The sequence below is a fragment of the Sphingomonas rustica genome (assembly GCF_039652585.1).
Taxonomy (GTDB): domain Bacteria; phylum Pseudomonadota; class Alphaproteobacteria; order Sphingomonadales; family Sphingomonadaceae; genus Sphingomonas; species Sphingomonas rustica.
This window is the reverse complement of record NZ_JBDIZK010000007.1, coordinates 188,874-202,457: the sequence shown is the minus strand read 5'-3', so window position 1 is coordinate 202,457 and position 13,584 is coordinate 188,874. Positions and strand designations below refer to the sequence as shown.

The 13,584-nt window shown below is 67.4% G+C and carries 11 protein-coding genes; 6 read left to right on the top strand and 5 right to left on the bottom strand.

Annotation, left to right across the window (positions count from 1 at the left end):
• The first annotated feature begins 4 nt into the window (after positions 1–4).
• The gene (locus tag TPR58_RS13330) at positions 5–1,567 is read left to right on the top strand and encodes a S1C family serine protease (RefSeq protein ID WP_346247170.1); all 1,563 of its coding nucleotides are present in this window, start codon (positions 5–7) and stop codon (positions 1,565–1,567) included.
• Between the two features lie 18 nt (positions 1,568–1,585).
• On the opposite strand, the gene TPR58_RS13325 is transcribed toward TPR58_RS13330, so the two are convergent.
• The 3 genes from TPR58_RS13325 to TPR58_RS13315 form a co-directional block, all read right to left on the bottom strand.
• Positions 1,586–2,182 (bottom strand): alpha/beta hydrolase, encoded by a 597-nt coding sequence (locus TPR58_RS13325; RefSeq protein WP_346247169.1) that lies wholly within the window; start codon positions 2,180–2,182, stop codon positions 1,586–1,588.
• Positions 2,183–2,287: 105 nt separating this feature from the next.
• Positions 2,288–3,415 (bottom strand): acyl-CoA dehydrogenase family protein, encoded by a 1,128-nt coding sequence (locus TPR58_RS13320; protein ID WP_346247168.1) that lies wholly within the window; start codon positions 3,413–3,415, stop codon positions 2,288–2,290.
• A 53-nt stretch (positions 3,416–3,468) separates the two neighbouring features.
• Positions 3,469–4,848, bottom strand: a complete 1,380-nt coding sequence (locus tag TPR58_RS13315; protein ID WP_346247167.1) for a helix-turn-helix domain-containing protein — start codon at positions 4,846–4,848, stop codon at positions 3,469–3,471.
• A 168-nt stretch (positions 4,849–5,016) separates the two neighbouring features.
• Here TPR58_RS13315 and aceA point away from each other — a divergent pair, with 168 nt between their 5' ends.
• Together aceA and TPR58_RS13305 are read left to right on the top strand one after the other, a co-directional pair.
• Positions 5,017–6,300 carry an isocitrate lyase gene (gene aceA, locus TPR58_RS13310; protein WP_346247166.1) on the top strand — a complete coding sequence of 428 codons (1,284 nt, stop codon included), beginning with the start codon at positions 5,017–5,019 and terminating at the stop codon, positions 6,298–6,300.
• Between the two features lie 14 nt (positions 6,301–6,314).
• Positions 6,315–6,473 (top strand): hypothetical protein, encoded by a 159-nt coding sequence (locus TPR58_RS13305; RefSeq protein WP_346247165.1) that lies wholly within the window; start codon positions 6,315–6,317, stop codon positions 6,471–6,473.
• Between the two features lie 62 nt (positions 6,474–6,535).
• Here TPR58_RS13305 and TPR58_RS13300 read toward each other — a convergent pair whose 3' ends face one another.
• Positions 6,536–7,972 (bottom strand): MFS transporter, encoded by a 1,437-nt coding sequence (locus tag TPR58_RS13300; protein WP_346247164.1) that lies wholly within the window; start codon positions 7,970–7,972, stop codon positions 6,536–6,538.
• Positions 7,973–8,114: 142 nt separating this feature from the next.
• On the opposite strand from TPR58_RS13300, the gene TPR58_RS13295 reads away from it, so the two are divergent.
• The 3 genes from TPR58_RS13295 (at position 8,115) to TPR58_RS13285 (ending at position 11,313) form a co-directional block, all read left to right on the top strand.
• On the top strand, positions 8,115–9,260 hold the full coding sequence (locus tag TPR58_RS13295) for an acyl-CoA dehydrogenase family protein (protein ID WP_346247163.1): 1,146 nt from the start codon (positions 8,115–8,117) through the stop codon (positions 9,258–9,260).
• 109 nt (positions 9,261–9,369) lie between these two features.
• Positions 9,370–10,158 carry an SDR family oxidoreductase gene (locus TPR58_RS13290; RefSeq protein ID WP_346247162.1) on the top strand — a complete coding sequence of 263 codons (789 nt, stop codon included), beginning with the start codon at positions 9,370–9,372 and terminating at the stop codon, positions 10,156–10,158.
• A 135-nt stretch (positions 10,159–10,293) separates the two neighbouring features.
• A complete protein-coding gene (locus TPR58_RS13285; protein WP_346247161.1) occupies positions 10,294–11,313 on the top strand; it encodes a hypothetical protein in 1,020 nt (339 codons plus the stop codon).
• A gap of 6 nt (positions 11,314–11,319) precedes the next feature.
• Here TPR58_RS13285 and TPR58_RS13280 read toward each other — a convergent pair whose 3' ends face one another.
• Positions 11,320–13,578, bottom strand: a complete 2,259-nt coding sequence (locus tag TPR58_RS13280; protein ID WP_346247160.1) for an NADP-dependent malic enzyme — start codon at positions 13,576–13,578, stop codon at positions 11,320–11,322.
• Positions 13,579–13,584 lie beyond the last annotated feature (6 nt).

Here is a 13,584-nt window from a genome sequence, read left to right as displayed (position 1 = left end):
TACGATGCGTCGATTGATTGTCCTCTTGATGCTGGTTTTCGCGTCGGCGTTCAGCCTGACGACCGCCGCCCGCGCGGACGATATCTCCGCGTCGGCGCGCGGCGTGGTCCGCATCGTCACGATCGCGGTCGTCAACGACGAGGTGGTCGGGTTCGGCCATGGCAGCGGCTTTGCCGTCGCCCCCAACCGGATCGTCACCAACGCGCATGTCGTGGAACTTGCCGCGCGCTATCCCGACAATGTCGTGATCGGCGTCGTCCCGTCGGAGGGCAATCGATCGTTCCAGGGGCGGCTGATCGCGATCGATCCCGACCGCGACCTGGCGCTGATCGAGTTCAGCGGCGCGCGGCTGCCGCCGCTGGCGGTGTTCAAGGGGCAGGTGTCGGACGGAGAATCGCTCGTCGCGCTCGGCTATCCGGGCAATGTCGACCTGGCCACCGCGCAGAGCGCACGCGACTTCATCACGCCGCTTTCCCCGGTCCGGTCGCAGGGCGGCTTTGCCGGGATGCGCAGCCTGCGCGGCACCGCGATGCTGCTCCATACCGCCAGCATCGCGCGCGGCAATTCGGGCGGGCCGCTGCTCGACCGGTGCGGCCGCGTGCTGGGCGTCAACGTCGCCATCACCAACAGCGAGGGCGGCGACGCGAACTTCGCCTTCGCCATTTCCGGCGAGGAGCTGGGCGCGTTCCTGGCCGAGGCGAAGCAGCCCTATAGCGAGGTGGCAGTGCCCTGCGTCAGCGTCGAGGAACGCATGGCGCAGGATCGCAATGCCGACGAACAGGCGCAGGCCCAGGCAGCGGAAGCCGAGCGCCAGGCCGCCGCCAAGGCATCGGCCGATCGCGAAACCGCGCTGACCCAGGCGCGCGAGAATAACGAGGCGCTGCGCGAGAACTACATGGCGGGCGCCGCGGTGCTGCTGGTGCTGGGCGCGCTGTGCCTGGGCGGCGCCGGCATGCTGCTGTCGCGCGGGCAGCAGCGCCAGGCGCTGTGGGTCGCGCTGGGCGGCGTCGTGCTGATCATCGGCGCGGGCGCGCTGTTCTTCAGCCGGCCGAGTTTCGATGCGACCAAGGTGGCCGCCGTCACCTCGGGCGGCGCGGCGAAGGGCGCGCGGGTGCCCGGGAGCACGGGTACCGGCCGGCTGGTCTGCACGCTCGATCCCCAGCGCAGCCGGGTGACCACCACGACGACCGAGCGGGTCGAGCTGACCATGGGGCCGGACGGCTGCATCAACGGCAAGACCCAATATGCCGAGGCCGGCACCCGCTGGCAGCGTATCCTGGTGCCGAACGAGGAAGCGACGGTGTCGGTGCTGGACTATGACCCGGCCAGCCGCACCTATACCAATACCCGCTATCTCCTTTCGTCCGAGCAGATGGACCGCGCCCGCCAGCTGCGCGCCAGCGTTCCGCTGAAGGCCTGCTCGCAGGACCAGGCGGCGCGCGGCCAGCTGGCCACCAGCCAGCAGGAGATCAAGGCGGCGCTGCCGCAGCTGTACAACGAGAAGCTGGTCTATCGCTGCGGCGCGGCGACCACCGGCGACGCGGCGACGGCGACCGAAGCGAACTGAGCCGCCGCGGCGGCAGCGTCAGAGGCGGATGCCGAGCGTTTCGGCGACGCGCAGCTTGCGGTCGACCATGTTGGCGGTGAGGCGCATCAGCAGCCCGTGCGCCTGCTGCCACGCCGGCTCCTGGGCGGGCTCCCGCGCGGCAATCGAGACAGGCCCCGCCTCGACGAAGCGGCTGCCCCAGCTTGCCGCCAGCGCCTGGAGATCGTCGGCGTGGCGCGGGGCATGGCCGTCGACCACCGCCGAGGGAAAGGGCAGCACCACCCGCGGCGACAGGAATTTCTGCGCGGTCTCGGCATCGCCGCGCGGCGCGAACAGCAGCGCACCGGCGACCTTCGAGACGTAGGAGGCCGGCGACAGCCGCGCCCACCAGGCGGTCGCGTGGCAGCTTTCGCCCTCGGCGACCAGCAGCACCGGCCGCGGCGACCGGGTGACCGCATCGTCGAGCCGGCTGGCCCACAGGTTGCGCTGGGCATCGGTGCGGGCATGGTGATCGAGATGCGCGTCGCCACGATCGGGCCAGCCGAGCAACGCCTTCCACGACGGCGCGCGATTCGCGGGATCGGAGAGGGTGACGACCGAGAACAGGTCGCTGATCGGCATCGTCATCGCGGTCATGGCATCTCTCCCGACGAGTCGTGTCGATGGAGAGGTTATTCCCATTGTGAAACTATGCAATCGCCGATGCGCCCGGCGGAACGCCCGCCGCGACGAACCCGCATGTTACAATGCGCGGGCGATCACCATCCGCTGGATGTCCGACGTGCCCTCATAGATCTGGCACACCCGGACATCGCGGTAAATCTTGGCCAGCCCGAATTCCTCGAGATAGCCATAGCCGCCCAGCGTCTGGATCGCGCCCGACACGACCGACTCGGCAGTTTCCGAGGCGATCAGCTTGGCCATCGACGCTTCCTTCAGGCAGGGCTGACCCGCATCCTTCACCGATGCGGCATGAAGCACCAGCTGATGCGCCGCCTCCAGCCTCGAGGCCAGGTCGGCCAGGCGAAAGCCGACCGCCTGATGCTCGATGATCGGCTTGCCCATCGACTTGCGCTCGCGGGCATAGGCAACCGCGATGTCGAGCGCGCCGCGCGCCATGCCGACCGACTGGGCGGCGATGCCGATCCGCCCCTGCTCCAGCCCCGACAGCGCGATGCGATAGCCCTCGCCCTCGCCGCCCAGCATCAGCGCATCCTCGACGAACAGGTCGTCGAACCGGATCGCACAGGTGTCGGACGCCGCCTGGCCCAGTTTATGCTCGACCTTGTCGACCGAATAGCCCTCGCGGTCGGTGGGCACCAGGAACGCGGAGATGCCCTTCTTGCCCGCCTCGGGATCGGTGACCGCGAACACGATCGCCAGCCCGCCGATCCTGCCCGACGTGATGAACTGCTTGGCGCCGTTCAGCCGCCAGCCGCCCTCGACCCGGGTCGCGCGGGTGCGGATCGCCGACGCATCGGACCCCGCATCGGTCTCGGTCAGGGCGAAGGCGCCGATCGTCTCGCCGCGGGTGACAGGGCCGAGAAAGCGCTCGCGCTGCGCATCGGTGCCCAGCCGCATCAGCGCGGAGACGATCAGGCTGTTCTGGATCGACAGGATCGTCGACAGCGCACCGTCGGCCGCGGCGATCTCGATCAGCGCGAGCACATAGCTGACATGATCGAGGCCCGCGCCGCCCTGTGTTTCGGGCGCGGTCATCGCCATCAGCCCCATCTGGCCGAGTTCCTCGAAGATCTCGGGCGGATAGCCGCCCGCCGCCTCGAACTCGGCGGTACGCGGGCGGATGCGGTCCTGCGCATAGTCGCGGATCGCGTCGCGGATGCTGGTCTGGGTCTCGTCGAGGATCATGAATTCGGGTCCTGGCTGATGTGGCGCCTCTATCCGCCGGCCAGCGCCGCGGATCAATCGCCGGCAAAGCCGAACGGCGACAGGCCGGTCTCGCGATCATTGACCAGCCGTGCCCGGCCGCCGGGGGCCGCCGATCGCTGCGGACAATCGGGCCGGGTGCACGCGCGGCACCCCAGGCCGATCGGCACGGCAACGCCGCGAAGATCGAGCCCGCGGGCCGAGGCAAGCGTCGCCGCGTCCGACGCCGACAGGCCCAGCACGACCGCGAAGCGCGCCCGCACCCCGCCGGCGCGCGCGCCCTGCGGCTGGACGACCCGGGCCAAGGTCAGCCAGCGGCTGCCATCCTCCAGCTCCGCCAGCTGGACCGCGACATCGCCCTGCCGCTCGAACGCGTCGAACGCGCCCCAGAGCGGGCACAGGCCGGGCGCGTCGGCCAGTGGCGATCCGCTGGCGCCGGCATAGCGTTTGGAGACCTGGCCGGCGCGGTCGGTGCGCAGCATGAAGAAGGGCAGGCCCCGCGCGCCGACCCGCTGCAGCGTGGTCAGCCGGTGCGCCACCTGTTCCCAAGTCGCACCGAAGCGCCGCATCAGCAATTCGACGTCATGGCCGGTCGCCTCGCACGCGCGCAGGAACCGGGCATAGGGCATCATCAGCGCCGCGGCGAAATAGCCGGTCAGGTGCCGGCGATAGAGTCGCTCACCCAGTCGATCGAGCCCGGCGCCGCGGACCAGCGCCTCGATCTCGCCCTGCGCCTCCTGCGCCAGCCGCTCGGCCAGCGCGAAGCTGCGCGAGGCGGGTTCGAGCGATTCGGACAGCTGGACCTGGCGCGCATGGAGGTCGATCCGCTTGAGCAGGTCGGGCATCACCTCGACCGGCAGGATCCGTACCGACATCTGGTGACGCACCCGCAGCCGCTCGGCCATCGCGCTGTACAGGTCGCCCGATCCCTGGCGCAGTTCGTCGGCCAGTGCCTCGGCCGCGGCGTCGAGATCGGCGAAATGATTGCGCCAGCGCTCGATCTCGCGCCGGACCGCCGATGCCGGATCGGGCGCGCCGTCGCTCGCCGCCCCGCCCTGTCCCATCCGGTCATAGGCGCGGGCGAACGCCTCCGCGCCGCCCGGCGCGCCCGCCAGCCATTCCTCGACCTGGGCCCGGTCGACCTCGAGATCGGCGAACATCGGATCGGCCAGCCGCCGGCGGATCGCGTCGCTGCCGCCGCCGGGCTCGCTGGCGCCCAAATTGCGCGGGTCGAAATCATAGGTCTCGGCCAGCCGCAGCATCAGCGTCGCAGTCAGCGGGCGCTGGTTGCGCTCGATCAGGTTGAGATAGCTGGGCGACACGTCGAGCGCCTCGGCCATCGCCGCCTGGGTCAGCGCCAGCGTGCGGCGCAGGCGGCGAACCGCGTGACCGGCGAAAAGCTTGCGTTCGACCATGTGGCGCACCTCCCGCCGCCACTCTGTCAATAATTTACAGATTTTCCAAGTGGCCGTTCGTTGACCCGACCAGATAACCACGAGAGCGGGTTGCGCACTCTGTGATTTGGAGGGCTTCCGAGCGATTACGTCCGGGCAGATCGACACGACTTGTCAAGGAACGCACAGATGACCACCAGCTTCGACGACCTCGTCCCCGCACCCGCCGGCCGGTTCGACGGGATCACCCGCCCCTATTCGGCCGAGGATGTCGCGAAGCTGCGCGGATCGTTCGCGATCGAGCATACGCTGGCGCGCCGCGGTGCGCTGAAGCTGTGGGAACTGCTGAAGACCGAGCCCTATATCAACTCGCTGGGCGCGATGAGCGGCAATCAGGCGATGCAGCAGGTCCGCGCAGGTCTCAAGGCGATCTACCTGTCCGGCTGGCAGGTCGCGGCCGACGCCAACACTGCCGGGACCATGTATCCCGACCAGTCGCTCTATCCCGCCAATGCCGGACCCGAGCTGGCGAAGCGGATCAACGCCGCGCTCCAGCGCGCGGACCAGATCGAGCATTCCGAAGGCGGCGCGACCCGCGACTGGTTCGCCCCGATCGTCGCCGATGCCGAGGCCGGCTTCGGCGGGCCGCTCAACTGCTTCGAGATCATGAAGGCCTATATCGCCGCCGGCGCTGCGGGCGTGCACTACGAGGACCAGCTGGCCAGCGAGAAGAAGTGCGGCCATCTGGGCGGCAAGGTGCTGATCCCGACCCAGGCGCATATCCGCAACCTCGACTCCGCGCGGCTGGCCGCCGACGTGTGCGGCGTGCCGACGATCATCTGCGCGCGCACCGATGCCGAGAGTGCGAAGCTGATCACCTCGGACGTCGACGAGCGCGACCATGAGTTCCTGACCGGCGAGCGCACGCCCGAAGGTTTCTTCCGCCTGAAGGACGGCACCGGCGTCGACCATTGCATCAAGCGCGGACTTGCCTTTGCCGAACATGCCGACCTGCTGTGGTGGGAGACCTCCAAGCCCAACATGGACGATGCCCGCCGCTTCGCCGAAGCGATCAAGCGGGAGTATCCGGACAAGATGCTGGCCTATAACTGCTCGCCCAGCTTCAACTGGGAGAAGAATCTGGACAAGGACGACATCGCCCGCTTCCAGCGCGAGATCGGCGCGATGGGCTACAAGTTCCAGTTTGTCACCCTGGCCGGGTTCCACCAGCTCAACTACGGCATGTTCGAGCTTGCCCGAGGCTACAAGGATCGCGGCATGGCGGCCTATTCCGAGTTGCAGCAGGCCGAATTCGCCGCCGAGACCAATGGCTACACCGCGACGCGCCACCAGCGCGAAGTGGGTACCGGCTATTTCGACCTGATCGCCCAGACCGTGACCGGCGGGAACAGCTCGACCACCGCGCTCGCCGAGAGCACCGAAACCGACCAGTTCAACAAGCAAGCTGCCTGAAAGGAGCAACGACCATGACCGGTGAACCCCAGCGCAGTCGCGCAGTCTTCTCCACCGAGGATTTCCGCCTGCTGCGCGAAGCCGTCAGCACGCACCTGCAACAGGTGAAGGACTCGCCGGAATCGGTGAAGTTCAGCAACCTCTATCACCGCCTGGGCCGCATCGCGGCCTGAGCACCGACTTTCCTGGGGAGGAAAGGAACCCGCCGGCGCGACGCGCGCCGGCGGGTTTTTCGTCATTTCACGACGGCGCCCATTGCCGCGATGCGCCGGTCATGCTCGGCCTTGCCGAAGGGGAAGCGGCGATAGAAAAAGGCGGCGGCCCCGCCGAGGACGAGGTAGCAGAGGATGAAGAGCCCGGTCATGCGGTCGATCGTCTCGACCGGCACCGTCCCGGGCGCGGCACCTTCCGGAAACCCCGCAGACCACAGGATCAGTCCCGTCGCGAAAATGCCCAGGCCGCTGCAGCATTTCTGCACGAAGAAGGATCCGGCGTAGAATACGCCCTCGGACCGGCGATGCGTTCGCGCCTCCGAATCCTCGACGACGTCCGCCATCATCGATGCGCCGAGCATCGTCGCCGACACGCCGCAACAGGTATTGAGCGTGAAGATCGCGAACAGCAGCGGCAGCATCGCCGGGCTGCCGATCGCGGGAAACAGCCCGGCCAGGCGCAAGGCATAAGGCGAGGAGAGCAACAATGCCGCAGCGATCATGAACCCCATCGCTGCGCGCGGCTTGCCGATCCGCCGCGCCACCCGCGGCCCGATGACGAACGCGCCGACGACACCGGTGAAGGTGATCAGCGCCAGCCATTGAAAGGCGGCGCCGGTGAAGCGCCAGACATGAACATAGAGATAGTTGGACAGCGCGAAGCTGATCCCCTGCGCCGAATAATAGCAAAGCCCCGCAAGCATCAGCATCGCGAAGGCGCGGTTGCGGACCGAATCCCACAGGTCGCGGAAATGCGCCGCCAGCGGCCGGGGATGAAGCTCGGGCCGCGGCAGCCGCCCGATCTCGCGGTGCGTGCCCAGCGCAGAGATCAGGATCGCCCCCGCCATGGCGATCGCGCCGACCAGCGCGAAGCCGGGATAGCTGGCGCGATTGAGCAGCCCGCTTTCCTGTCCCGGCTCGGGCGCGAGCAGCCAGGCATAGGACAGGGCCAGCATTCCCATCCCGCCCGCCCATCCGAACAGATAGCGATAGGCGGTGATCCGAGTGCGCTCGTCATAATCGGCCGAGAGTTCGGGCGTCAGCGCCTGTGACGGCACTTCATAGGCCGACACCGCGGTCCGCACGATCACTGCGCTGACGAAAACCCAGACCAGCAGCGCGTCCTGCGACAATGCGGGCGGGTTCCACAGCATCAGCCAGCCCGCGGCGATCGGCAGGGCCGATGCATACATCCACGGGTGGCGCCGGCCCCAGCGGCTGCGGGTCCGGTCGGACAGATAGCCGATCGCCGGATCGATGAACGCATCGAGGATCAGCGCGCACATGATCGCGAAGCCGACCTGCGCCGCCGGCAGCCCCAGCACCTGATTGTAGAACAGCAGCAGGAAGGTCAAGAACGAGAAGTCCTTCACCCCGTACGCGACCGCACCGAAGCCATAGGCGAGCATCGATCGCTGCCCGACCTTGCGGACGGGCGGCAGGGCGGTGCCTTGGGTCATCTCGTCCTCCGGATGCGACCGTGTCAGCATAGGAAGCGCCGAAGCAACGTCAATGATGCGAATTTGAAATTCGGGTACGGCTTGCCTGTGGCCGTCCACGCGGTATAGCCTGCACCCTTCGAACCCTAAGAACGGCAGGTCCATGGCGCTCGACCCGGAAATCTTCGACACGCTGATCGAGACGATCCGCCGCTTCGTCGCCGAGCGGCTGCGCCCGCTGGAGGCGGACGTCGAGGCGGCGGACGCCATCCCCGCCGAGGTGATCGAGGAGATGAAGGCGCTCGGCCTGTTCGGCCTGTCGATCGCCGAGGAACATGGCGGGCTGGGCCTGACGATGCTCGAGGAGTGCAAGGTCGCGGTCGAGCTTGGCCGCACCACGCCGGCCTTCCGCTCCGCCTTCGGCACCAATGTCGGCATCGGCAGCCAGGGTATCGTCCTGGCCGGCACGCCCGAGCAGAAGGCCAACTGGCTGCCGCGCATCGCCAGCGGCGAGGTCGTCTCCAGCTTCGCGCTGACCGAACCCGATGTCGGATCCGATTCGGGCGCGGTAAAGACGCGCGCGGTGCGCGACGGCGACGTCTATCGCCTGTCCGGCACCAAGCGCTACATCACCAATGCCGACCGCGCCGACGTGTTCACGGTGATGGCGCGGACCGGCGACGAGCCCGGCGGCCGCGGTGTCTCCGCCTTCCTGGTGCCGCGCGACCTGCCCGGCGTCAGCGTCGGCGAGCCGGAGAAGAAGATGGGGCAGAAGGGCGCCAAGGTCGCCGACGTGATCTTCGACAATGCGCCCGTCCCCGTCGCCAACCGGCTGGGCGCCGAGGGCGAGGGATTCCGGATCGCGATGCAGGTGCTCGACCGCGGGCGGCTGCACATCTCCGCGGTGTGCGTCGGCGTGGCCGAGCGGCTGATCGCCGACTGCGTCGCCTATGCCACCGAGCGCAAGCAGTTCGGCAAGCCGATCGCCGAGCATCAGCTGATCCAGGCGATGATCGCCGATTCCAAGACCGAAGCCCTGGCCGCCCGCGCGCTGGTGATGGAGACCGCCGCGCGCAAGGACGCCGGCGAGAACACGACGATGGAGGCCGCCGCCGCGAAATATTTCGCGTCCGAGATGGTCGGCCGCGTCGCCGATCGCGCGGTGCAGATCTTCGGCGGCGCCGGCTATATCGCCGACTATGGCATCGAGCGGCTGTACCGCGACGTGCGGCTGTTCCGGATCTACGAAGGCACCAGCCAGATCCAGCAGTTGATCATCGCCCGCGAGACGATCAAGCGCGGGGGATAGTTCCCCTCCCGCTTGCGGGAGGGGCTAGGGGAGGGCCTGTCACGCAATCCTACACGCCCTCCCCCAACCCCTCCCGCAAGCGGGAGGGGAGTTTTCAGGAGAAGATCGCATGGACACCAGCACCCTGTTTCGCCTCGACGGTCGCGTCGCCCTGGTTACCGGCGGGTCGCGCGGCATCGGCCGGATGATCGCGTCGGGCTTCATCCAGCAGGGGGCGAAGGTCTATGTCTCGTCGCGCAAGGCAGTCGCGTGCGAGGAGACCGCCGAGGCGCTGGGCCCGAACTGCATCGCACTCCCCGAGGACGTCTCGACGGTCGCCGGATGCAAGGCGCTGGCCGCGAAGCTGGCGGAGCGCGAGGAGCGGCTCGACATCCTGGTCAACAATGCCGGCGCCGCCTGGGGCGTGCCGTTCGAGGAATTCCCGGAAAGCGGCTGGGACAAGGTGATGGACCTGAACGTCAAGTCGCCCTTTTTCCTGACCCAGGCGCTGCACGCCCTGCTCAAGGCGGGCGGGTCGGCCGAGCAGCCGGCCAAGGTCATCAACATCACCTCGATCGACGGCCAGCGCCTCAACGCTTGGGAAACCTATAGCTATCACGCGTCGAAATCGGCGCTGATCTACCTGACCAAGCGCATGGCCGCGCGGCTGGTGCGCGACCATATCAACGTCACCTCCATCGCCCCCGGCGCCTTCGCCAGCGACATGAACAAGGCCGCGCGCGACCATGGCAGCGATGTCGCCAGGGCGATCCCCGCCCGCCGCATCGGCACCGACGAGGACATGGCAGGCGCCGCGATCTACCTCGCCAGCCGCGCCGGCGACTATGTGATCGGCGACACGATCACCGTCGACGGCGGCCTGGTCAACGCCTCGCTGGGCGTCAGCATCGACGCCTGACCGGAGCCATCTTCCACCTTCCCGCTATCAACGGGAAATGCATCCCGATCGGACCTATTAGGCTCGGCGCGGAATTGACGCGACCGGCGTAGAATTCAAGTATTGGGTCGGGGAAATTCGGGAGGGGGTCCACTCATGGAAAAACTGGGGGAACGCCCGCGCGCGCGCCCGACGATCAGTGATATTTTCGATCGTATCGAGGCCATTTACTTGCGGGTCCTCCGCGCGATCGTCCTGATCATCGCCACCCTCCTGCTGATCTATGTCGCCTATCTTGGCGTCACGGGCCTCTACGCCCTTTCCCGGTCACCGGATTCCGTCCAGGAAACGGCGGCCACGGTCGCGGCAAACGAGATCGTCGATGCGGAGGAAGCAGAGGTCCGGCGCGAGGCGACACGAACGCCCGTCGCGAATGCGGAACACCAGAAATTCTTCTCTGATTTCGTGTCTAGATATTATGCGCTGTTCCGCGGGAAATTCGAACCCTATCGACAGCCGACGGACAAGGTCCTGACTCGAGACGAGTTCGACGACAATTTCGTCCAGTCCGAGTTGCGCCTCGCGGCCGTTACGGACGGGTCGCGCTTATTCGATCAAGACAAGGCTGATCTGGAGGCCCTGCTTGCGACAATGACCGCCGCGGCTGCGGAGCCCAAGGCGACGGTGCGCCTGCAGAGATATAAGACAGCCAAGAAGGTCGCCGCCAAGAGAGAGGTGCGCAAGACGCGCACCGCGTATCGGAGCGGTTGGAATTCCTATTCGACGGCTTGCGAGGACTGGTACTATTCGCCGATGGGATGCGCGGAGCGTCGCGCGGTTGAGGTGCCTTACACCGACACGATCACAGTGATGGAATTCCCGAAAGGAACACAGTCACACGCGCAGATTTTCCGAGCGATGCAGGATCAGTATTTTTCGCTGCTGGAATCCCGCCGATCGGCAAACGCGACGGATGCCGAGAATCAACGCATGGAGATCCTGATCGGCAAGGACCAAGCCTGGACGGACTTCGGTCGGGCAGTCCAGATCTTCGGCGGATTCGTTATCCTGATGTTCTTCTTCCTGCTGATCGCGATCGAGCGCCATCAGCGGCACATCTCCGCCGCGCTGCCGGGAGAAACCCGGCAGCCGGCAGAAGAAGCGATCAACCCTTAGCGTTCCTCAGCGCGCGATGCCGCCTGCCGCAAGCACGGCCAGCGTCACCAGCTCGCTGGCGGTGCTGGTCATCGGGGCGATCTGGACCGGCTTTTCCATGCCGATCATCATCGGGCCGATCATCGAATCGCCGCCCAGTTCGCGCAGCAGCTTGGCCGAGATATTGGCCGATTGCAGGCCGGGCATGATCAGCACATTGGCCGGGCCCGACAGGCGCGAGAAGGGATAATTGGCCAGCTGGCGCGGGTTGAGCGCGACGTCGGGCGACATCTCGCCTTCATATTCGAAGCTGATGTCCCGTCCGTCGAGCACCTGGACGGCGCCGCGCAGATTCTCCAGCCAGCGGCCCTCGGGATTGCCGAAGTTCGAATAGCTGAGGAAGGCGACGCGCGGCTCGTGGCCCATGCGGCGGGCGACGGTGGCGGCGCCCTCGGCGATGTCGGCCAGTTCCTCGGCGGTCGGGCGTTCGTTCACCGTGGTGTCGGCGATGAACACGGTGTGGGTCTGGCCGACCAGGATGTGCATGCCGAACGGCGTGCGGCCGGGCTCGGGATCGATCACGCGACGAACCTCGCGGATCGTCTGGGCATAGGTGCGGGTGACGCCGGTGATCATCGCATCGGCCTCGCCCAGCTGGAGCAGCAGCGCGCCGAAGATGTTGCGGTCGCGGTTGACCATCCGGTCGATGTCGCGGCGCAGATAGCCGCGGCGCTGCATCCGCTGGTACAGGAAGTCGCCCATGCGCGGGACCAACGGCGAGTTGACGCTGTTGTGCAGCTCGAAATCGTCCGGATTGGCGCCCAGCGCGCGCAGTCGATCCTGTACCGTCTCGCGCCCGACCAGCACCGGAATGCCGTAGCCGCCTTCCTTGAAGGCGATCGCCGCGCGCAGCACGACTTCCTCTTCCGCCTCGGCGAAGATCACCCGCTTGGGATGCGCGCGGGCGCCTTCATAGGCCAGGCTGAGCACCGAGGTGGTGGGGTTCATCCGCCCGCGCAGCTGGTGGCGATAGGCGGTCATGTTCTCGATCGGCTTGGTCGCGACGCCCGAATCCATCGCCGCCTGGGCGACGGCCACCGGGACGACTTCCATCAGCCGCGGGTCGAACGGCGCCGGGATGATGTATTCGGGGCCGAAGCTGTGCTGGACGCCATAGGCGGCAGCGACTTCCTCGGGCACCTGCTGGCGGGCGAGCTGCGCCAGCGCGGTGGCGGCGGCGATCTTCATCTCGTCGTTGATCGTGGTCGCGCGCACGTCGAGCGCACCGCGGAAGATGAAGGGGAAGCCCAGCACGTTGTTGACCTGGTTCGGATAGTCCGAGCGGCCGGTGGCGATGATCGCGTCGGGGCGCGTCGCCTTGGCCAGCGGCGGGCTGATCTCGGGATCCGGGTTCGACATCGCGAAGATGATCGGCTTGGGCGCCATCTTCACCAGCAGCTCGGGCGGCAGCGCGTTGGCCGAGGCCAGGCCGAAGAACACGTCGGCGCCGTCCAGCGCCTCGGCGAGCGTGCGCTTGTCGGTGGCGACGGCGTGCGCCGACTTCCACTGGTTCATGCTCTCTTCGCGGCCCTGATAGATCACGCCGGCGAGGTCGAGCATCAGCAGATTGTCGTGCGGCAGGCCCATCGCCTTGATCAGTTCGGCGCAGGCGATCGCGGCAGCGCCGGCACCCAGCATCACGCACCGGGTCTGCTTGATGTCGCGGCCGGTCAGGTACAGCGCGTTGATCAGGCCGGCGGCGGCGATGATCGCGGTGCCGTGCTGGTCGTCATGGAACACCGGGATGTTCATCCGCTCGCGCAGCGTCTGCTCGATGACGAAGCATTCGGGGGACTTGATGTCCTCCAGGTTGATGCCGCCGAAGCTCGGCTCCATCAGCTCGACCGCGTCGATGAAGCGGTTCACGTCCTCGGTCTTCAGCTCGATGTCGATCGAATCGACATCGGCGAACCGCTTGAACAGCACCGCCTTGCCTTCCATCACCGGCTTCGACGCCAGCGCGCCGAGATTGCCCAGGCCCAGGATCGCGGTGCCGTTGGAGATGACCGCGACCAGATTGCCCTTGGCGGTATAGTCATAGGCGAGCGCCGGGTTCTCGGCGATCGCCCGCACGGGGACCGCAACGCCGGGCGAATAGGCCAGCGCCAGGTCGCGCTGCGTCGCCATCGGCTTGGACGCGATGATCTCGATCTTGCCCGGACGCCCCTCCGAATGGAACAACAGCGCTTCACGCTCGGAAAACTGGACGTTGGGGTTCTCTGACATTCTTCT

Coding starts and splice junctions, on each gene's coding strand:
- TPR58_RS13330 (WP_346247170.1), top strand. CDS start 5: ATGCGTCGATTGATTGTCCTCTTGATGCTGGTTTTCGCGTCGGCGTTC.
- TPR58_RS13325 (WP_346247169.1), bottom strand. CDS start 2,182: ATGACCGCGATGACGATGCCGATCAGCGACCTGTTCTCGGTCGTCACC.
- TPR58_RS13320 (WP_346247168.1), bottom strand. CDS start 3,415: ATGATCCTCGACGAGACCCAGACCAGCATCCGCGACGCGATCCGCGAC.
- TPR58_RS13315 (WP_346247167.1), bottom strand. CDS start 4,848: ATGGTCGAACGCAAGCTTTTCGCCGGTCACGCGGTTCGCCGCCTGCGC.
- aceA (WP_346247166.1), top strand. CDS start 5,017: ATGACCACCAGCTTCGACGACCTCGTCCCCGCACCCGCCGGCCGGTTC.
- TPR58_RS13305 (WP_346247165.1), top strand. CDS start 6,315: ATGACCGGTGAACCCCAGCGCAGTCGCGCAGTCTTCTCCACCGAGGAT.
- TPR58_RS13300 (WP_346247164.1), bottom strand. CDS start 7,972: ATGACCCAAGGCACCGCCCTGCCGCCCGTCCGCAAGGTCGGGCAGCGA.
- TPR58_RS13295 (WP_346247163.1), top strand. CDS start 8,115: ATGGCGCTCGACCCGGAAATCTTCGACACGCTGATCGAGACGATCCGC.
- TPR58_RS13290 (WP_346247162.1), top strand. CDS start 9,370: ATGGACACCAGCACCCTGTTTCGCCTCGACGGTCGCGTCGCCCTGGTT.
- TPR58_RS13285 (WP_346247161.1), top strand. CDS start 10,294: ATGGAAAAACTGGGGGAACGCCCGCGCGCGCGCCCGACGATCAGTGAT.
- TPR58_RS13280 (WP_346247160.1), bottom strand. CDS start 13,578: ATGTCAGAGAACCCCAACGTCCAGTTTTCCGAGCGTGAAGCGCTGTTG.